Origin of the sequence: Grimontia celer, from assembly GCF_900055185.1 — a bacterium.
Lineage (GTDB): Bacteria > Pseudomonadota > Gammaproteobacteria > Enterobacterales > Vibrionaceae > Enterovibrio > Enterovibrio celer.
Genome location: NZ_FIZX01000001.1, coordinates 870747 through 890563, shown reverse-complemented (window position 1 = coordinate 890563; position 19817 = coordinate 870747). Strand labels below are relative to the sequence as shown.

Here is a 19817-nt window from a genome sequence, read left to right as displayed (position 1 = left end):
ACGGAATGCCGGAGTACTCGGACACATGTAGCCCTGTTAAGGTGTGAGCAACGCAATACAGAAGCCACTGCATACCACCTTAAACACTAAACGTAACGCATAGTAAAAATGCCACGCGTTGCGAATCACTCTTAAACAGATTGTTAAATAGCCGGGAGCTTATCGATAATTAACTTCATTTGTGCGTTAACTTCTTTTAGTTCATCACCAAATTGATTGTATGTTGCTTGCTCAAATTTATCTAAGTAATATTTATAGTATATTGTTGGGCAAGCAGATTTATTCATGCACTGCATAATCTGTGTAAGTCGACTCTTTTGTTGCTTAAGTTCTTCAAAATCTTTTCTTAGAGAAATATAGCCTGATAAAGCCTTATAATCTTTATTCAACTTTAGATATTTCTCTTTCAAACCATATAAGTCATTATTTACTTTTTCTAAGTTTTGCTTGACTAAGTGGTAATCACCCTGTTTTTTATATTTCTCCAGCTTTTCCTTAGCATTAGATAATTCAACTCGCAAGACAATAGCTTCTTCGACAGCTTGGTTTTTCTTTTTTACTTGAGATTCAAGTAATTCACTACGTGCTCTTTCTCGTGACAACTCATCATTCAATTGTCTGTACTCAACTGAGACTACAACTTGCTCTTTTTGATTACTAAGTTTTTCTTTAAGGACAGCAACCTCAGTTTCCAAAGGCGTTACTTGTATATACTGTAAAGCAGTAAATGTCCCAGCAGCGAAAGCTACACTAGTTGAGAGCAGCGTCATGAAATTGAAATTACCAGCCATAAAATACCCTTTAAGAAAACTGTACAAAAACACAGTAATTCATTTAAAGCACAGATGCAACTGTCAAACTTCATAGCCATTTAACGCCCAATTAAGGGGTGAACAACGCTACCACCCAACCTAAAACATTGTGCCATAAACACTAAATTTGAAGTAGAAGCAAAAGTGCCAAGCGTTGTGAATCCCTCTTAAATTGTTTGTTAGTACTTAAAATTCGCCACTAAACCAATCGTCTTCATCGTAATCGTAAACATCAGAACTAGAGCTGCTATCAAAGTACTCTTCGTCCATTTCATCAAACTCAAAGTATGAATGAATATCATCATCACTATCAAAAAGCTGATCAATAAAATTCTGAGATAATGTGGTTGTTTTAAAATTAAATATAGGATTACATTTAGCTGATTCGTCATAAAAAGATACTGAGTTTTTTAGTAACGCACTAAAAAAATAATCATTTTTTATAAATTTGTCATCTGCATTTTTTAACCAGAACCTACGACCTGCTTCATAAGAGATTAACCAATCACTTGAATACAATGATTCCTTGGAAGCTAGCAATCTTAATGTTTCAGACTTTAAGTTGTGCTTAATGACTCCAGATTCATAAAGATCAATCACCATCAACTTACAAACACCACTTGACATACCCTCAACTTCACGAATAACTTCTCTGCGAAGTGGAACGTTAATCTCTTTACACAACCACAATAACCAAGATACCTCACCATGATGATCAGAAATCGCGTGTGTTTCAATGAGGTTACCACAAAATCGCTCTAAAGCCTTTTGGTTAAGATTATAATCAAATTGCTTATAAGTACTTAATATAGTTACTATTATTTGTAAAGTATTAGGAAAGCCGTATCCACATTTTAGTAAGTACGATTCAAAAATAGACCAATTTGATTTTTTTATAATCGATGAAGAAAGTTGTTTTAGTGCGTATTTAACAAGGCTTTCATCCTTAAATTTACTTTCCAAACTAAAAACACATTCAAAATAATTATGGATATCATCCCTTTGTTGTTTCTTTTTATCCGAGATCCGTAACTTTTTGATACTATACTTCCATGATTCTTCAACTAAATCTCGAACTTCGATAATTTTGGTTTTAGAAGGATTGAGTTGAAGTTCATAATTACTAACAATTTTTGTCAATGATGCTAAAACTCTTTCAGCCTCCTCTCGAGTGTTAAAGAAAAGAAAATAATCATCCACATATCGAAAACCAGCGGGCCAATACCCTAGCACATCATTTAAATCTTTATCTATTGAGACACTAATAATTTCTGAAATTATATGCGAAGTATCAGGACCAATAGGTATCCCCATCGTCTGTCCATCTTGTAAACTCATTGATTTGGCATCAATCAAATTACCAAAATACTCATCTGTATGAGTTGTATTATTTTTAGCTACCGACTTTGTATGCAATGCCCACGGTATAGAATGAGTATAAATTGTTGGAAAAAAACTTGTAATATCTGTAATTAATGCAAATTTATACCCTGAAGACCTCTCAATCTTAGCCTCATAAAGTTCATTAAATTTACTAATTTCAATAGCTCTCAAGCTAGGGTTAATTCTAGGCTTGCTTAAAGAAATGTTACTTTTTCTATAATGTCGCTCAATTTTAGCCCAATGCTTACTAATTTCTTTTGAAATATAGTAAAAACCAATTGGATTTAGAATACTAGTAACTCGTCTATAATATGATGATCTTGCTACGGAGTACTTTTCTGACCTTGTTTTTGGTGTTTTCTGTGAATTCCATTTAGATTCAAATTTCGTATAGTTTTCAGCAAAGGACCTAGTATTAAAAGAAGGTGGTAACTGTATAGGCAAGTAACCATACTGAATTAATTTTTTTGTTCTACTCATTTTATATTCTGCAATCTAAATTTTTTAGTACTAACGTTCGAATAACGGGTATTTACTAGCCCAAACTGTTTGAAACACCTGAATCACAATTTTTCTATGAAAAATGCGCCACGAGTAAACGTCCCTCGTTCATTCGCTTGTTATGAGGAAAATTTCTCCTTTGCCTCACTTTCATACTTTGTACAGCTTTTGCCCCAATTTGACTCTTTCTCAAAATAGACTTGTAAAGCATCTAAGTTCTCAGAACAATTAGTGATCACTTTGATTTTCTTGTTCGCAGGAACTCTTTCTGGGACAGTTGAGTTGAAAGTTTCGCCATAAGTCATGTTTTGCATACACACCTGAAAATCACCAAAATACATCATTGAATCATTAGTAAGTTCAATAAGCTTCTCTAAAACTTTAAATCTGTCTTTTTCAGTTTGAAGAGCTAGCAAATCATGATGAATAGAATATAAAGAATAACGAAAAACACGAAACAATTTTAAGTTTACGATTTCATGATATTCGACTTTACTAGCAACAGTCAAAAGAGCACTGCTGAATACTTTCATTAACTCCAGGAATTCCACATGGTCAATTGCTGCTTTCATTTCAATGTTAGAGTATTTCTTACCGAAACAATGGGAATTAATTTCACGGACTTGAGTATTTGAAGCCTCTAACAAGTCATTAATCTCTTTAAAGAGATCTATTCGAGTTTTACTCTTTATTTCTTCTTTCTTAAGCTCAAGACTATTCTCATGCTGTTTAGATAGTTGTTTAAACGCAATAAGGACAGAAATCAAAATAGCGATGGTTGTCAAAATTGGACTAGCAAAATCCTTTGCTATCTCGTAGCAAGAGAAATTACTCATAAAATAACAACTTTTAGTTACAGCACTTGTAGCAACCAATGGATTTTCCTCTCCTCATAACGCCGCATTAAGGTGTGAGCAACGCTACCAAAAAACTTAACCAGATCACCGTAAACACAAAACCCAACGGTAGAATGGAAAATGCCAAGCGTTGGGAATCACTCATAAATGCTTTGTTAGGCATTTTTAACTAAAGCCCATAATAACCTTTGACTGCATTTTTGATTACATCAGTTGCCACTGAAATACCTACATTCCACGTCCCATCTTCAGCTTTTTTAAGATTGCTGAGAAGCCATTTTTTAGCCTTGCTGCCTAGTGGTTCATCTTTAGAATCTGGTGATTCAGCTTGGATGATTTCTGACAGTTCTTTTGCTGATTCTTGTGATATGCCAGAGTCTTCAAGTATTTTTTGAAATGCATCTGCGTTACCTTGAATGGCTTTTACTTCAATATGAGCACTATCTCCTGAATTAGAGATTTCAGTATAATTCCCGTAAATTGTTTGGTTGATAATCTTAGACACTTCGCTCTTATCAATATTATCTGTACCCTCAGGCACCAACACAATTTCAGCTGCGGCAGGAACTGATTTTTCTAACTCAATAGTTAATTCTAGCGCTCTACTTTTTACTTCGTTTTGAATTTGAACCAATGCGCTTCTAGAAATTGACCCCCGAATATCATTACATGCATAGTCTTCATATATCTTCCCTTGCAATAGTAATATTAAGTTTGAACAATCTAATCCAAGATAGCCTGACTCTTGAGCACTCTTGACCAAATCGTCAATGGCTGCAATACCCTGCCTGACTCGATGATTACTCCAGTGTTCACCTGCATGTTGCTCTACAAGTGCCGTTGGGATAGATGCATTGTTAATTCCTGAACCAAAAGGACCACTAAAGGTACCTTTAAATGATACACCTATAACTCTGTAATCTGGTAAATCAACATCAGTTGGATAACCTGACATTTCATGTTTTACCCAATCACTTAGAATATCACTTCCCAACCTTGCCGCGAGTAATCGTAGCTTTAATAAAACACCACCTAAATTTGGTTCATCAGATATGAGTGATGCTTGAATTTCTCTCAAAAGACTCAATATTTCCTCCTATATGCCTAACAACTTATTAGCGGGCATAAAGCCCGTTTAGTCCAAAACCGAGACGCCCGATTAGTACGCTAACCACCGTATCACCGCGCATCTTACATCAATATTATCAATCACATAGAACTATGACTATGTTTGCAAACTGACAAAAACGGGCGTCCCGCATTTAAATTCTGCAATTTCTTACTATAGAGTAAGAACTGTGTATATAAACAGTATAGTTAAACATCTATGAAATCGCCCTTTCTCCAATCAGTCTGCGAGTTTATGTATTCACGTCACTATTCTAAGAGAACGGTTGACACATACATCTACTGGATAAAGATGTTTATTATCTATACCAACAAAAAGCATCCCGCAGATATGGGAGACGAGGAGGTAGAGCGATTTTTAACATATTTAGCAAATGAGCGAAAACTGGCTGTGAAAAGTCAAGCAACAGCGCTCAACGCCGTTGTTTTTCTCTATCGGCAATATATAAAAAAACCGCTTAGAGAAAATTTGTCTTTCAATAGATCAAAAGTATCCCCAAAACTTCCCGTCGTACTGACCAAAGATGAGACTATACGCCTCTTCCAACATCTTCCTCCTAACCTTAGCCTTCCGATAAAACTGATGTATGGTAGCGGATTGAGAGTCACTGAAATGCTTAGACTCAGAGTGCAGGATATTGATTTTGACTATTACGCCGTTTTTGTTTGGCAAGGAAAGGGGAATAAAAACCGAAAAGTCACCCTAGCCAAAGAACTTGTTCCCTTGATTAGAAACCAAATTGCGATAGCTGATAAATACTTTGAGAAAGACATTTCTAACCCTAGCTTCAGCGGCGTCTGGCTTCCAAATGCGTTAGCAAAGAAATACCCCGCAGCAAGCAAACAGCTTGGATGGCAATTTCTGTTTCCCTCTAGCAAACTTTCGGTAGACCCTAGCTCATCCTTGATTCGGCGTCATCACTTAGATGAAACGACCATTCGAAGAGCAATAAAGCGTGCGGCAAGAGAAGCTCAAATAAGCAAAGCGGTAAGTTGTCACACACTTCGACACTCATTTGCTACACATCTTCTAGAAGCCGGAGCAGACATTAGGACGGTTCAAGAGCAGTTAGGACATTCTGATATTAGAACCACGCAGATATACACACATGTTTTAAATAATGGTGCCAACGGAGTCATCAGCCCTCTATCTAGGCTACTTTGATTCCACGCTACCGCCCCTGCGCGTGTGGCCCAGCAGTCGTATTGATTGAAATACTAATAAACTAGGCATACCAATAGAAATTGTGGCAATACTTCTACGATCAACCTCAAGCAATCGACAAACAAAAACCGCGGCCTAGGCTGCGGTTTTATTGGTTTTCAAGCAGATGCCGTTTGGGCTTAGCCTTCCATTTCGGCGATTTTCACCTTCCAGGTGTCTGGGCCGATTTGGTGGGCGTTGTCACCGCGCGAATCGACGGCAACGGTCACTGGCATATCTACGACATCAAACTCGTAAATCGCTTCCATACCCAAATCTTCGAACGCTACAACACGTGCTTTCTTGATGGCTTTTGCAACAAGGTAAGCAGCGCCGCCAACGGCCATCAGGTATACCGCTTTGTGTTCTTTGATGGATTCAACCGTTGCAGGGCCGCGCTCTGCCTTACCAATCATGCCGATAAGACCAGTTTCGCTCAGCATCATGTCAGTGAACTTGTCCATACGGGTTGAAGTGGTTGGGCCTGCAGGGCCAACAGCTTCATCGCCCACTGCATCTACAGGGCCTACGTAGTAAATGAAGCGTCCGTTGAAGTCCACGCCATCTGGCAAGCCTTGACCGCTGTTCAGCATTTCCTGAATGCGTTTGTGTGCGGCATCACGACCGGTCAGGATTTTGCCTGAAAGCAGAACCGTTTCACCTGTCTTCCACTCTTGGATGTCTTCTTTAGTGACTTCATCCAGGTTTGCACGACGAACGTTTTCGCCCACTTCCCAGGTGACTTCTGGCCACTCTTCCAGTTTTGGCGGCTGAAGGTCGGCTGGGCCTGAACCATCAAGGGTGAAGTGAACGTGGCGAGTCGCGGCACAGTTAGGGATCAAACACACAGGCTTAGACGCTGCGTGCGTCGGCGCGGTTTTGATTTTCACATCAACAACGGTGGTTAAGCCGCCAAGGCCTTGTGCGCCGATACCCAGTTTGTTCACGCGATTGAAGATATCAAGGCGAAGCTCTTCTTCTGCGTTTTCTGGGCCACGGTCAATCAGTTCTTGAATGTCGATGTGTTCCATCAGAGATTCTTTTGCCAGCACAGCGGCTTTCTCTGCTGTACCGCCAATACCAATGCCGAGCATACCCGGTGGACACCAGCCTGCCCCCATGGTTGGCAGGGTTTTCTCTACCCACGCTGCTACATCGTCAGATGGGTTGAGCATTACCATCTTGGTTTTGTTTTCAGAACCGCCGCCTTTCGCCGCGATTTGAATTTCCACTTTGTCACCCGGCACCATGTTGATGTGAACAACCGCTGGAGTGTTGTCTTTGGTGTTCTTACGGGTACCCGCTGGGTCTGCAACCACAGAGGCACGCAGTGGGTTGTCTGGGTTGTTGTATGCGCGGCGTACACCTTCATCGACCATTTGTTGAACGGTGAGGTCGCTTTCCCACTGAACATCCATGCCGATGTTCACGAAGCAGGTGACAATGCCCGTGTCCTGACAGATTGGGCGTTTGCCTTCTGCTGACATGCGGGAGTTGATCAGAATTTGGGCGATGGCGTCTTTTGCCGCTTGGCTTTGCTCTTTTTCGTACGCCTTTTCGAGGGCTTGAACAAAATCGATAGGGTGATAGTAGGAGATGTACTGTAGGGCGTCAGCGACACTGTCGATGACATCTTCCTTACGAATGACAGTCATAGTTGCCTCTTTAATTTTTATGATTCCTTGGCGCTGTTCGCTCACTTATCAATGCGGGCTAAACAGTGCTTCCAGTCGAGCTTTGTATTACGTATAGGTATTACAAAATAGTAGGCCGCTTTCTCTTATTCGGCAGCTTTGCCAGAGAAGCGACCCTCTCGCGTCCTTGTTTGGGCGAATGACTTTTCGCCGCTTGATTTTTCACTTTCCAAACTTAGCTTTAAAAGCCACGATTATGATACTCTTACGGCCGATTTAGCGCCAACAGACGCTTCAATGCCGATCACAAAAACACGAAAATGACCGAATCGAGACGAATGCCTATCACTCTGCAGTTTCTTGAGTACTCGCCATCAGCACTCACGTCGCTTTTTTCCCGTATTGAATCCCAACCTTGGGCAATGCTGCTGCAGTCTGCAGCGGAAAAACATCCGGATAACCGCTTTGATATTCTAGTGGCGGACCCCATCGCGACGCTTTGCAGTGAAAACGGCATAAACCGCATTTGGTATCGTGACGGTCGCACCGCATCCAGCGAGACTGATCCGTTCGAAGAATTGCACGCACTTCAGCTTTCACTTTTACCTCGCACAGAGCCTATCGCACCTTGGCCATTCCTCGGCGGGGCATTGGGCTATTTCGCTTATGACCTTGGCCGTCAGGTAGAAACTTTGCCTGAGCTGGCTACCCGCGATATCGACATTCCAGATATGGCTGTGGGTATTTATGACTGGGCAGTGATTGCAGACCATAAAGAGAAAAAGCTGGTGCTGATCCAACCTGAGGGTGAAAACCGACTTTCATGGCTAGAAGGCCATCAGGAAGCAGAAGCCTCAGCATTCTCTTTGAAAGGTGAATGGCAGGCGAACATGACGCCGGAAACCTATGAAGAGAAGTTCGACCGTGTGCAGGCGTATCTAACGTCGGGTGATTGTTACCAAATCAATCTTGCTCAACGCTTTGAAGCGCCTTACCAAGGCAGCGAGTGGGAAGCCTATCAAAAGCTGGCCAAAACCAATGGCGCGCCCTTCTCTGGCTTTATTCGTTTGGAAGATTCTGCCATTCTTTCTGTCTCTCCAGAACGCTTCTTGCAGTTGCATGGCAGAGAGATTGAAACCAAGCCAATTAAAGGCACCCGCCCTCGCCACAACGACGCTGCAGTGGATGCGGCAAACATCCATTGCTTGAAGAACGCACAGAAAGATCGCGCCGAAAACCTGATGATTGTTGACCTTCTTCGCAATGATATTGGCCGTGTGGCCTCGCCAGGTTCGGTAAATGTACCTAAACTTTTTGATATTGAGACATTTCCGGCCGTCCATCATATGGTCAGTACCGTAACGGGAACGCTTTCTGATGATAAGTACGGCGAAGATTTGCTCCGTGCCTGTTTTCCCGGTGGATCGATAACTGGCGCACCAAAAGTACGCGCTATGGAGATCATCGAGGAGCTGGAGCCGCATCGACGCAGCATTTACTGTGGCAGCATTGGCTACTTGAGTCGTTGTGGCACCATGGACACCAGCATTACGATTCGTACGCTGGTCTGCCATCAGCAGCACATTTATGCCTGGGCTGGCGGCGGCGTGGTCGCAGACAGTGAGGCGGCATCGGAGTATCAGGAAACACTCGACAAGCTCAGTCGGATTCTTCCTGTGCTGTCTTCATAAGAGGCGGTACAGCGCATTCAGAACTAGGTAGGACGCATGTTAAAAACACCATGGATGGATAACACCTCGCTACAGCAACCAGCAATTCTGGCGCATCAGACACGCCAAAGCCCGATGCGTCCCCTCTCCCGCCATTGGTTAGTACAGCGTTTTAGCCTGAGCCCCAGTTACCATTACGACAAACGCGTGATTCAACGTGCGACCGATGCCATACGTCGGGAAGGATCACCAGATCTTCGTCCTGCCGCTGTGATGATCGCCCTTGCAGAACGTGATGGCGAACTTCATGTCTTGTTAACCAAACGCGCAACGCATTTGAAACATCACCCAGGCCAAATTAGCTTCCCCGGTGGTAAAGTCGAAGAATCGGACACGGATATCGTCGAAACGGCAATCCGTGAAATGGAAGAAGAGATTGGCGTCACCACTGACAGAGCACATCTCCTTGGCTGCTTAGCGCCACTTCCAACCGTCAGCGGCTACCTTGTTACGCCTGTTATCGCTTTTGTGGATGCCGATTACACACCCGTGCTGGATGCCAATGAGGTTCACAGCCTTTTTGAGGTGCCACTCGCTCAATTTTTGAGACGCGACGCCATCACCAAGCAACCTTTCCATGTTCGTGGTAACACCTACCACATCTACGCCATGAGCTATGAAAACCACCTGATCTGGGGTGTTACGGCTCAGATACTTCATGCCCTCAGCCAGCAACTTTCCCTCAACTAATTTTTAATACCTAAACTTTTTTTAGGGTCTTTAAACAACGTTTTTAAACCATAAAAAATGTGAATGTGGTGAGATCAAATAAATTCGTCGCACGAAATATTGTTGCCACAAAAATGATCTCCATCACAGTTTACAGTGAAAAAAATGTAAACAATACGCATCAGTTCCCGATCTGTTCCGTATTATTTTTGGTGATTAAACGATGCAAACTCAGTCAACCACGACTTCGAGCGCAGACAAAATGAAGTGGTCTGCTCAAGACACCACCTGGATGCTATCTCTGTTTGGTACAGCGGTAGGTGCAGGTATTCTGTTCCTTCCTATTAACGCTGGTCTGAACGGTTTCTGGCCTCTGGTTGCCCTGGCAATCCTGGTTGGTCCTATGACTTATCTGGCTCACCGTGGCCTTGCACGTTTCGTTCTGTCTTCTAAGAAGCCAGGCAGCGACATCACTGAAGTGGTTGAAGAGCACTTCGGCGCGACTGCGGGTAAACTCATCACTCTGCTTTACTTTTTCGCGATTTACCCGATCGTTCTGATTTACGGTGTTGGTATCACCAACACTGTTGACTCTTTCATGGTTAACCAGCTTGGCATGGAATCTCTGCCACGCGCTGTTCTGTCTATCATCCTGATCATGGGTATGATGTCAGTCATGCTGGCGGGTGAGAAACTGATGCTGAAAGTGACTCAGTTCCTGGTTTACCCTCTGGTTGCCATCCTGCTGTTCATGTCTATCTACCTGATCCCTGACTGGAACATGTCTGCACTGCAGCAAATTCCTACAGCGGGTGATTTCATGACCACCCTGTGGATCTCTATCCCAGTTCTGGTTTTCGCGTTCAACCACAGCCCTGCGATCTCTGCGTTCTCTATGGCACAGACCCGCGACTACGGTGACAACGCTGAGCGTAAATCAAACCAAATCCTGTTCCGCACCTCGGGCATGCTGCTTGGTTTCGTCATGCTGTTCGTATTCTCTTGTGTTCTGAGCCTGACGCCTGCTGATCTGGCAGAAGCAAAAGCACAAAACCTGGCGGTTCTGTCTTACCTGGCGAACAAACATGAAAGCCCATTCATCTCTTATCTGGGTCCAGTTGTTGCCTTCGTTGCTATCGTTTCTTCTTTCTTCGGTCACTACATGGGTGCACGTGAAGGTCTGAACGGTATCATCATTAAGCAACTGCGCTCTCGCGGTAAGCAAGTGAACATGAAGAAAATCGATATGTTCACCGTGGCATTCGTTATCATCACCAGCTGGATTGTTGCAACCATCAACCCAAGCATTCTGGGTATGATCGAGTCACTGGGTGGCCCAATCATCGCGACCATTCTGTTTATCATGCCGATGTACGCTATCAAGAAAGTACCGTCTATGCAGAAGTACGGCGGTAAGGCGAGCAACATCTTCGTCACTTTCATGGGTATGGTAGCGATTTCAGCGATTATGTACGGTTTCATCGCCTAATAAATCGTGTAGAATGCACAGCCCCAAAAGAGCAAGGATGCTTAAATTCCTTGCTCTTTTTTGCTTTTTTCACTGAGCCACGGAAAGGTAAATACCTAACATTTAAGGTCAGCAAAACCTAGGGTATATCGGCTCAGCAACATGTCACCTCCACGGATGGATATAAACGAATTAATCCAAATGCCCGTCCACGTAAACCACGGGCATTGACTGAGGTATGACACATGATCAGCGTTTTTGATATCTACAAAATCGGCGTAGGTCCTTCCAGCTCGCACACTGTTGGCCCAATGAAAGCCGGTAAATCATTCATCGACGATCTGACCCGCATGGAGAAGCTGCAGGACATCACCAAGATCACTGTGGATGTCTATGGTTCTCTGTCTCTGACCGGTAAAGGTCACCACACTGATGTGGCTATCATCATGGGCCTGGCGGGCAACTCTCCAGAGAACGTTGATATCGACAGCATTCCTGGCTTCATCGCGCGTGTTGAAGAAACCGAACGTCTGCCAGTAGGTATCCAACTTCACACTGTCGACTTCCCACGTGAAGGCGGTATGAACTTCCACACCACTAACCTGCCTCTGCACGAGAACGGTATGACCATCACTGCTTGGTCTGGTGAAGAGAAAGCCTACGCCAAGACTTACTACTCTATCGGTGGTGGTTTCATCGTTGACGAAGAGAACTTCGGCAAAGAAGACGAAAATAAAGTTGCTGTTCCTTACGAGTTCAACAGCGCAGAAGAGCTTCTTAACCATTGTAAAGAGACTGGTCTGTCAATCAGTGCGGTTGTCATGGCAAACATGCGTGCCATGCATACTGAAGATGAAATCGAAACCTACTTCGGTAACGTGTGGCGCACCATGCGTGAGTGTCTGGATCGCGGCATGAACAACGAAGGCGTGCTGCCTGGTCCACTGCGTGTTCCACGTCGTGCGGCAGCGCTCCGCCAACAGCTTCTGTCTACCGAGAAGTTCTCGAACGACCCAATGGCAGTGGTTGACTGGGTAAACATGTTCGCGTTTGCCGTTAACGAAGAAAACGCAGCGGGCGGCCGTGTGGTAACCGCACCAACTAACGGCGCATGTGGCATCATCCCTGCGGTTCTGGCTTACTATGACAAGTTCATCCAAACCGTAAGCCCACGTGAGTACACCCGTTACTTTGCGGTTTCTGGCGCGATTGGTGGCCTGTACAAGCAAAACGCATCTATCTCTGGTGCGGAAGTAGGTTGTCAGGGCGAAGTTGGTGTTGCGTGTTCAATGGCAGCAGCGGGTCTTGCAGAGCTGATGGGTGGTAGCCCACAACAAGTGTGTATCGCTGCGGAAATCGGTATGGAGCACAACCTGGGTCTGACGTGTGACCCTGTTGCAGGTCAGGTACAGGTTCCATGTATCGAGCGTAATGGTATTGCTGCAATGAAAGCCATCAACTCAACCCGTATGGCGCTGCGCCGTTCTTCTGAGCCACGTGTTTCTCTGGATAAGGTTATCGAAACCATGCTGGAAACCGGTAAAGACATGAACGCGAAGTACCGCGAAACCTCTCAGGGTGGTTTGGCAATCAAAGTGATTTGCTAATCGCGTTTGGTGACAGGGTCCTTTGACCTTAAGGTACAAAAAAGAAAACCGCCCAAGTAGGCGGTTTTCTTTATTCACGATTTGCTATTCGAATTTCAAGCCGTTGCAAGCAGGCCCTCCTCGTTCTTCAGCACATGCTTCTCTGCCGCATCAATGGCGCGATAGAGACGCATTTTCGTCGCACTCAGGCCAAGGCCGAGGACGTTACTGATTTCTTCGAGCGAGAGGTCATGTTCAAAACGCAGCACAAGGATTTCCTGTGCGGTTTTAGCCAATGATTGCACTGAATTTGAAATTCCCTGTTCTGAGGTCACAGGACACTTCTCTTCAACGCCAACTTCCTCTTGCAACTCGTCTGAAACGAAACGTTGCGAGTGTGTCGCACGCTTCTTCAAATAGCTTCTGCACTGATTGTCTGCAATCGCATATAACCAGCTTCTGAATGCAGCTTCGCCGCGATAGGCGTGGATGTAGCGGAAACTCCGCACCAAGGTTTCTTGCAACACGTCATCCGCGTCATAAGGACAACCTAACCATGCCATGCATCGACGATGTAATGGTGACAGGTAGCTCGCGACCAGTTGGTCGAAGTAGTTGCGGGCTAACGGGTGCCCCGCCTGAATCTTAGCTATCTGTTCACGCTCACTGTTTTTAATACAGGTTGAATCCACTGAATGCATGTTAATACCCTCCTGGTATTCGAGTGGTGAACACAACCTAGCCAATGCAAACTGAACAATCAAACAGTGTTTTCTATTCAAAAATGCCTGAATAAACCAACAAATCTGACCAGTTATTCATCACTGTTATTGAACAGCGTTTTATTATCAATCACTTATTGGCACTGATTTAGAACAGCGTTCAATTACCCTAAGAAAGTTGCGACTTTAGAATGTCTCAGAAAGTCTCACCCGTGGAACACATTATCAGCTCTGGTCTAAGGTCAGACCTCGGATTTGCATATGACTATAGTGGTTTATGAAGAGCCGTCTGAGGCTTTTTGAATTTCTCTGGATGGGGTTTATAAAGAGAGGGAGGGTTGGTTCGAACAAGCAGAGTTAGAACAGCTAAAGACCGTCAGAATCAATGATTGCATCGGCGAGCTGAGCAATGCTTTGCCTTGAATCTTGTGCTTTTCTCCTGATCCGTTTATATGCTTCTTCCTCTGAAATATTCCGGCTTTCTGCAAGAATGGCGACAGCCCTTTCCACTTTTCTTCTCGCTTTCAGTGTCTCATCCAAAGATTCTATCCGTTGTCGAAGTCTCGCCTCATGACTGGCCACACCAATAGCGGTTGTAAGCACTGCCAATACACCAAAGAGCCTAATTGGCTTGGAAAGGACACCATGAATGTTTTGCCGCTCCAAAGCATTAAGTATCTCAGGCGTTTCAAAGTCGATGATCGCGATTTTCGCTATGGTGCTTTCGGAAGACATCCAACTGCAGGCTTCCTTGTCATAGGATTTCTGGACCAGAAATAGAACAACATCAATATGGTCTGGAAGCGTCTGAGGAGGTGGCCAGGCACTTTCTACCTGGCAACCAATACGTTTCAAATGAGCAAGAAAGCCATCTTTTTCTCCGTCATGAGGGTGAATAAGCATCACCTTCATCCTCCTCAGCTTTCGAAGAAGATCTTCATCATGACGTGCTACTACCTTACCCACTATGCGTCACTCTCCGAAGTTGTACTTACCGTCCTGTCATATGAGACAAGGTAAGGATCCGGTGCAACAGGACTTTTACCGCTCCATACCACGTCAAATACCCCACTTTCGGATGCAACACCAATTTGTGGTTTGTGGGAGAAATGCTGTGTCATGGGATCAAGGTACTTGTCCCCGGAAGGACTGTTCAATACAGACCCTGAAAGTGCGGTTAGTATGCCTTCTGTAGAGAGGTCCGAAGCGCGCCTTATTGCCTTTGCCAGCATGTGAACCTGAACATAACAAATTTCACTATATACCGACGGTTGAGCATCTTTTCCAAATCTTGATCGGTAGGCTTTCAAAAACATCCGATTCTCAGCACTTTCGATGCTCGAAAAATATGGTGCGACCGATACGTGTCCTGCTCTGGCTTTCTCAGATACCTGAGCAAGCTCAGACTCGGTTGTCGTTAAAGAAGCAATAGGTACTTGTCTGCCATCTATGCCAACAGAATGGAAGCTTTCGTAAAACACAACGCTATCATTCCCTACCACTGTAGAAATGATGGCATCCACCCCACTCTCTTTCAGCATACAAAGCACCGGTTGGAAATCTTCAATCTCAGCGTCGAATGGAAAGTAACGCTCACAGACCACAGATCCACCACTTTCTGTCAGGAACTCTTTCACAATCCGGTTAACTTCTCTTGCGTAAAGCGTATCTGAGCCTACTAGGGCAATACGTTTTCCATGATTCTTAAAAATATATTCCAAAAGAGGAAGGACGACCTGATTAGGCACGGCCCCTCCATATATGACGTTTGGCGAGAATTCGAACCCCTCATAAACCGAGGGGTACAAAAGAATGCCATTGAATCTATCAATAACAGGTAAAACAGCCTTCCTGCTACTCGACAGACAACAGCCAAAGATAGCTGCAACGCGATGTTCGAGCATAAGCTCCGTGGCTAAACGGGCATAATCTTGGTCATTTCCATCCGGGTTCAGAATAACCGGCTCAAATGTGAACCCATCTTCTTCTGCCTGCTCATTGATTTCAGCGCAAGCGAGAAGCACACCTTGGATATGAGCCTGTTCTGTCACTGACATGGGGCCACTTTGAGAAAAAAGTACGCCTATCTTCACAATCATTGATTCCATACCCTTTGAGTGTAGCCCACCGATTTATCGATACTTTTGGCTATCGATAAAAGCTTTTCATCTTCTCCCGGCCTGCCCATTAGCATTAACCCAATTGGCAATCCGGATGATGACGTAGCCACAGGAATTGAGATTGCGGGTAACCCCGCCAAATTACCTAGCCAACAAAACCATGTCATGCTGTCCTGAGTCGATACGACCCTGTCGCCAAACATTTGGGTTTGCTCGCCAAAACGTGGAGCGACTACGGGCAAAGTCGGCAACACTAACGCGTCCCAGTAAGGAAGCTGGTTAATCAAAATATTCAAAAATTTTGAACGAAGTCGTTGGGCATAAAGAAGTTCTACACCAGTAATTTCCTGGCCAGCCAGCAAATGGCTTTGCATTGTTTCGCCAAACTTGTCGAGATACAGCTTCATGCGTTCATCGTGAAAGGAGGAAGCCTCACAATGAAGAATTGTTTCCCATGCGCAAAAAAAGCTTTGAATATCAGGAATAGTTGCCGACAACGCATTTGAAGATATGTTGCCCAATACTTTTTCCAACGCCTGACCCACTTCTTCGGAACGCTCTAATCCAGTACCAACCAAATTGATCAGTTTGAAATCATCGATATTTTGCACTCTCGAAAAAGGCTTCGCGTTCGATGTCGTCGGGTCACGTTTATCAACCCCCAGGAAATAAGGTAATAGCAACGGTATATCGTCAATGCTCGATGACAGCAAACCAGGAGCATCCAAAGACCAGCTCAAGGCCAATACCCCGTGCCGAGATGCTCGACCGTAAGATGGTTTAAAGCCATAAACCCCGCAGGCACTGGCTGGAATTCTCACAGAACCTCCAGTGTCACTTCCTAGCGCGGCACCGACAATTCCTGCTGCGACCGCAGCTCCAGAGCCGCCACTACTTCCTCCAGAAATACAGTCTTCATTATGTGGGTTGATAGTCGCACCAAACCGCGAATACGTATTGGTTGCCCCATAAGCCCATTCATGCATATTTGTCTTACCAACAATAACTGCACCGGCAGCTCTCAAATTGGCCACGACCGTAGCATCTTCATTTGGCTGCCCACCAGGACCCACGTTTGAGCAAGCCGTGGTCGGATAATCCTGAGTTAAAAAATTGTCCTTTACTGCAATGGGAACACCATCGATCGGACTTAATGGTCTGCCTCGCCGTCTTCTCAAATCTGACTGCTTCGCCTGGGTAACCACGTGATCAGGATCCAATGACACAAAGGCATTTAAGCCAATGCACTCACTCGCACGATCAATGACGTCATGAGCTAAATCAACCGGAGTCGCATTACAACGGAAAAGCGATTCGACTTGTTCCGCAACGGTTCTATTTTGACTTTTCATAAAGAGCCTCCGGAGAAAAAAGGTGAATAGGCTCTTCAGTCAGCAACTTATTGTATTTCTTGAAACCTCCCCGAATACGCTTGAGTGTTTTTTCAATATCTGTTTCTCTCTCGCTGCGCTTAAACCTTCTCTTTTCCATAAGTTCACACTCCCAGCAGTTCCATCTGTAGCTCTTTGTTTTTACGAAGGCTTGCTGTATCGGTTTCTAACTGAATCCCACCTTTGGACATAACATAAGCTCTTGATGCCGCTGAGAAACAGAAATCCAGATTCTGCTCAGCCACAAGAACTCCAATATTCATCTCCTTGGAAACTCTCAACAAAATGTCAGCCATGTCTCCAACGATAGAGGGCTGGACGCCCTCAGTGGGTTCATCCAACAACACAAACTTAGGCTGAGTCGCTAATGCACGGGCCATAGCCAAAATTTGCTGTTGTCCTCCAGAAAGGCCGCCCGCCAAATCATTGGCTTTCGCTTTAATGAGTGGGAAGTAGTCGTAAGCGGTTTCCAGTGCAGCTTTTGCGTTATGGCCTTGGGCTTCAGCCGCTACCACAATGTTCTCTGATACTGTCATCCGCTCAAAAACAAAACGCCCCTGAGGCACGTATCCAAGCCCCATTCTGGCTCTTTTTACTGTTGAAGCAGGCGCGTCTTCCCCATTGATCCAGACACTGCCCCCTTTGGAAGGAATGAGGCTCGTGATATAGCGCATAAGTGTCGATTTGCCTACGCCATTTCTTCCCATTAGCGCAACGACTTCCCCCTCTTGCACCTTGATGGAAACATCACGGATGATAGTGGTTTTTGCATATCCCCCTTTGGCTTCAATCACCTCAAGCATATTCTTTCCTCCCTAAATAGATATCGAGCACTCTCTCGTCTTCCCTTAGAGATTCCACAGAGCCCTCAGCAAACACACTGCCCATGTGCAATACCGTGACATTGCCGTCCAGCGACCGGACAAAGTCCATATCGTGTTCTACCAGAAGCACGGTCATGTACTTCGATAAGCTTTTTACAAGCTCAGAAAGCTGTCTGGTCTCATCGTTTGTCATACCAGCTGCGGGTTCGTCGAGAAGAATGACTTTAGGCGCAAGGCATAGCACCATACCGATATCCAGCCACTGCTGTTGTCCATGAGAAAGTGCGGATGCTTGGACATTTCTTTGTTGTTCGAAACCCAGAAAGTCCAAAACAATTTCACTAATCGTATTGGCGAACTTCTCATCTCGATTAGAGGCATATCCCGCTATCCAGAGGTTTTCTTTGACCGTTTTCTCCCCAAAGACCTGAGGCTTTTGGTTTTTAATGCCCATACCGAGCTTTACCCGCTGAAATATCGGCTTGTGCGTTATCTCTGTGTTATTCAGAAATACCGCACCACTTTCCGGAAGATAAATCCCAGCACAAGTTTTGAGGAACGAGCTCTTTCCGGCACCATTTGGCCCGATCAATGCGTATGGATTTCCAGCAGAAAAGGCGAGGCTAACTTCATTGACTGGCACGACACCACCAAACTTCTTGTATGCTTTATCCGTCGACAACGTCATTGATTGTCTCGCGTTCTCAGCACAGGCTTTTTGGAGGTTTGCCAACTTTTTCTCACAGAAGTTCACACTGCTACTTTGGAGTGCCGCGTCGTTTTGATCAGGTAGGATTCGTTTCCAAAGAAGGTTGAACGCACCTAGTACACCGTTCCGCAAAAACAGCACCAGAACAATAAGGGTAACGCCTAGTATCAGAGTTGTTTGCCCACCGACAGCGCCGCCACCAAGCCAGAATGACAAACCACCAATCATGATGGCACCGACAAAAGGGCCCGCGAGTGTGGAAATCCCGCCAACCAGAACATAGATAGGAACCAGCAAGGCTTCTTGTACTGAGAAGATAGAAGGATTCAGGTAGTTCGACCAAGCGCCAAATAATGCCCCTGCAATTCCAGCGATAGCGCCGGAGTAGCTGAATGTGATCAGTTGATATCGGCGAATATCATAACCAAGCAGTTCAGCTTTTTGATCGTCCAGCCGGATACAATCTACGACTTTTCCGAAATGACTTTTCATCAGGAAGTAAGTACAAAAATAGCAAAACGCCGCTATGACTATGACAACCGCAAATACTGAGTTCAGCGACATTGGCTCAGGGTTAATGGCAAAGTCTGTAGCAACACTCGGTATGCTTGACATACCGTTGTCACCGCCAATGACTGCACTACCAATTTCTACCTTGAATGTTTGTGCTAATGACCACAGAAGCAAAGTAAATGTGTATGAAAGAATCGTGCTCTGTAGCGGCCCCATTCTCGCGTAAAAAATTATCCACGCTAAGCAAGCTGCCAACAATGCGCCCGAAAGCGCACCAACGGGAAGTGACCAAATCAGTGTATTCCCCGTAAAAGGGGACAAGTTAATAGCAGCAACACTGCCCAGATAACCGCCCACACCATAGAAAGCGGTTTGCCCTAGGCTTAAAAAGCCACCACGCCCCCACACCACGTCCAGACTTAAGCCTAATATTCCGAAAATAATCCAAGAAGTAGCAACATAAGCAAGGTATGGGTCAATACTTCCTGCGAGCGCTAGCCCAGCGAAGACAAACAGCGCAGGAAACAGCCACCCACTGGTGTTATATAGTTTCTGATTCATTGTGA

At 44.8% G+C, this 19817-nt stretch carries 17 protein-coding genes; 5 read left to right on the top strand and 12 right to left on the bottom strand.

All coding sequences use genetic code 11. The annotated features are described in order from the left end of the window. Window positions 1–143: 143 nt before the first annotated feature. The 4 genes from GCE9029_RS03985 to GCE9029_RS03970 all read right to left on the bottom strand — a co-directional run bounded on the left by GCE9029_RS03985 (window position 144) and on the right by GCE9029_RS03970 (window position 4640). Window positions 144–791 carry a hypothetical protein gene (locus tag GCE9029_RS03985; RefSeq protein WP_157487765.1) on the bottom strand — a complete coding sequence of 216 codons (648 nt, stop codon included), beginning with the start codon at window positions 789–791 and terminating at the stop codon, window positions 144–146. Between the two features lie 207 nt (window positions 792–998). Next, a complete protein-coding gene (locus GCE9029_RS03980; RefSeq protein WP_062661126.1) occupies window positions 999–2675 on the bottom strand; it encodes an RNA-directed DNA polymerase in 1677 nt (558 codons plus the stop codon). Between the two features lie 140 nt (window positions 2676–2815). After that, window positions 2816–3571, bottom strand: coding sequence for a hypothetical protein (locus tag GCE9029_RS03975; RefSeq protein WP_062661125.1), 756 nt, complete (start codon window positions 3569–3571; stop codon window positions 2816–2818). A 151-nt stretch (window positions 3572–3722) separates the two neighbouring features. Further along, window positions 3723–4640, bottom strand: coding sequence for an AbiTii domain-containing protein (locus tag GCE9029_RS03970; protein WP_157487764.1), 918 nt, complete (start codon window positions 4638–4640; stop codon window positions 3723–3725). A gap of 240 nt (window positions 4641–4880) precedes the next feature. Between GCE9029_RS03970 and GCE9029_RS03965 the strand changes: the two genes are divergently transcribed. Beyond that, window positions 4881–5846, top strand: a complete 966-nt coding sequence (locus GCE9029_RS03965; RefSeq protein ID WP_082804268.1) for an integron integrase — start codon at window positions 4881–4883, stop codon at window positions 5844–5846. 179 nt (window positions 5847–6025) lie between these two features. Here GCE9029_RS03965 and GCE9029_RS03960 read toward each other — a convergent pair whose 3' ends face one another. Beyond that, the gene (locus GCE9029_RS03960) at window positions 6026–7540 is read right to left on the bottom strand and encodes a fumarate hydratase (protein ID WP_002541364.1); all 1515 of its coding nucleotides are present in this window, start codon (window positions 7538–7540) and stop codon (window positions 6026–6028) included. 317 nt (window positions 7541–7857) lie between these two features. Here GCE9029_RS03960 and pabB point away from each other — a divergent pair, with 317 nt between their 5' ends. The 4 genes from pabB (at window position 7858) to GCE9029_RS03940 (ending at window position 12993) form a co-directional block, all read left to right on the top strand. Next, entirely contained in the window at window positions 7858–9210 is a 1353-nt protein-coding gene (gene pabB / locus GCE9029_RS03955; RefSeq protein ID WP_062661123.1) for an aminodeoxychorismate synthase component I, read from the top strand. Window positions 9211–9246: 36 nt separating this feature from the next. Next, entirely contained in the window at window positions 9247–9939 is a 693-nt protein-coding gene (locus GCE9029_RS03950; RefSeq protein ID WP_062661122.1) for a CoA pyrophosphatase, read from the top strand. A 202-nt stretch (window positions 9940–10141) separates the two neighbouring features. Then, on the top strand, window positions 10142–11407 hold the full coding sequence (locus GCE9029_RS03945) for a serine/threonine transporter (protein WP_062661121.1): 1266 nt from the start codon (window positions 10142–10144) through the stop codon (window positions 11405–11407). A 224-nt stretch (window positions 11408–11631) separates the two neighbouring features. Beyond that, entirely contained in the window at window positions 11632–12993 is a 1362-nt protein-coding gene (locus tag GCE9029_RS03940; protein ID WP_002541359.1) for an L-serine ammonia-lyase, read from the top strand. Window positions 12994–13088: 95 nt separating this feature from the next. On the opposite strand, the gene GCE9029_RS03935 is transcribed toward GCE9029_RS03940, so the two are convergent. From GCE9029_RS03935 to GCE9029_RS03910, 7 genes are all read right to left on the bottom strand, one after another. Continuing rightward, complete coding sequence (locus GCE9029_RS03935) at window positions 13089–13673, bottom strand: RNA polymerase sigma factor (RefSeq protein ID WP_002541358.1); 585 nt, start codon at window positions 13671–13673, stop codon at window positions 13089–13091. Between the two features lie 387 nt (window positions 13674–14060). Next, window positions 14061–14597: an ANTAR domain-containing response regulator gene (locus GCE9029_RS03930; RefSeq protein ID WP_231870073.1), complete on the bottom strand. Its 537-nt coding sequence runs from the start codon at window positions 14595–14597 to the stop codon at window positions 14061–14063. 62 nt (window positions 14598–14659) lie between these two features. Further along, on the bottom strand, window positions 14660–15793 hold the full coding sequence (locus tag GCE9029_RS03925; protein WP_231870035.1) for a transporter substrate-binding domain-containing protein: 1134 nt from the start codon (window positions 15791–15793) through the stop codon (window positions 14660–14662). Beyond that, window positions 15790–17166, bottom strand: coding sequence for an amidase (locus tag GCE9029_RS03920; RefSeq protein ID WP_062661119.1), 1377 nt, complete (start codon window positions 17164–17166; stop codon window positions 15790–15792). The genes GCE9029_RS03925 and GCE9029_RS03920 overlap by 4 nt, the downstream gene beginning before the upstream one ends. Continuing rightward, entirely contained in the window at window positions 17150–17305 is a 156-nt protein-coding gene (locus GCE9029_RS26280; RefSeq protein WP_157487763.1) for a hypothetical protein, read from the bottom strand. The genes GCE9029_RS03920 and GCE9029_RS26280 overlap by 17 nt, the downstream gene beginning before the upstream one ends. Before the next feature lie 4 nt (window positions 17306–17309). Beyond that, complete coding sequence (locus tag GCE9029_RS03915; protein ID WP_062661118.1) at window positions 17310–18008, bottom strand: ABC transporter ATP-binding protein; 699 nt, start codon at window positions 18006–18008, stop codon at window positions 17310–17312. Continuing rightward, on the bottom strand, window positions 18001–19812 hold the full coding sequence (locus GCE9029_RS03910; RefSeq protein ID WP_062663115.1) for a branched-chain amino acid ABC transporter ATP-binding protein/permease: 1812 nt from the start codon (window positions 19810–19812) through the stop codon (window positions 18001–18003). The genes GCE9029_RS03915 and GCE9029_RS03910 overlap by 8 nt, the downstream gene beginning before the upstream one ends. Between the last annotated feature and the right edge of the window lie 5 nt (window positions 19813–19817).

Coding starts and splice junctions, on each gene's coding strand:
- GCE9029_RS03910 (WP_062663115.1), bottom strand. CDS start 19,812: ATGAATCAGAAACTATATAACACCAGTGGGTGGCTGTTTCCTGCGCTG.
- GCE9029_RS03925 (WP_231870035.1), bottom strand. CDS start 15,793: ATGATTGTGAAGATAGGCGTACTTTTTTCTCAAAGTGGCCCCATGTCA.
- GCE9029_RS03950 (WP_062661122.1), top strand. CDS start 9,247: ATGTTAAAAACACCATGGATGGATAACACCTCGCTACAGCAACCAGCA.
- GCE9029_RS03945 (WP_062661121.1), top strand. CDS start 10,142: ATGCAAACTCAGTCAACCACGACTTCGAGCGCAGACAAAATGAAGTGG.
- GCE9029_RS03980 (WP_062661126.1), bottom strand. CDS start 2,675: ATGAGTAGAACAAAAAAATTAATTCAGTATGGTTACTTGCCTATACAG.
- GCE9029_RS03965 (WP_082804268.1), top strand. CDS start 4,881: ATGAAATCGCCCTTTCTCCAATCAGTCTGCGAGTTTATGTATTCACGT.
- GCE9029_RS03930 (WP_231870073.1), bottom strand. CDS start 14,597: ATGCTTATTCACCCTCATGACGGAGAAAAAGATGGCTTTCTTGCTCAT.
- GCE9029_RS03920 (WP_062661119.1), bottom strand. CDS start 17,166: ATGAAAAGTCAAAATAGAACCGTTGCGGAACAAGTCGAATCGCTTTTC.
- GCE9029_RS03940 (WP_002541359.1), top strand. CDS start 11,632: ATGATCAGCGTTTTTGATATCTACAAAATCGGCGTAGGTCCTTCCAGC.
- pabB (WP_062661123.1), top strand. CDS start 7,858: ATGCCTATCACTCTGCAGTTTCTTGAGTACTCGCCATCAGCACTCACG.
- GCE9029_RS03960 (WP_002541364.1), bottom strand. CDS start 7,540: ATGACTGTCATTCGTAAGGAAGATGTCATCGACAGTGTCGCTGACGCC.
- GCE9029_RS26280 (WP_157487763.1), bottom strand. CDS start 17,305: ATGGAAAAGAGAAGGTTTAAGCGCAGCGAGAGAGAAACAGATATTGAA.
- GCE9029_RS03935 (WP_002541358.1), bottom strand. CDS start 13,673: ATGCATTCAGTGGATTCAACCTGTATTAAAAACAGTGAGCGTGAACAG.
- GCE9029_RS03985 (WP_157487765.1), bottom strand. CDS start 791: ATGGCTGGTAATTTCAATTTCATGACGCTGCTCTCAACTAGTGTAGCT.
- GCE9029_RS03915 (WP_062661118.1), bottom strand. CDS start 18,008: ATGCTTGAGGTGATTGAAGCCAAAGGGGGATATGCAAAAACCACTATC.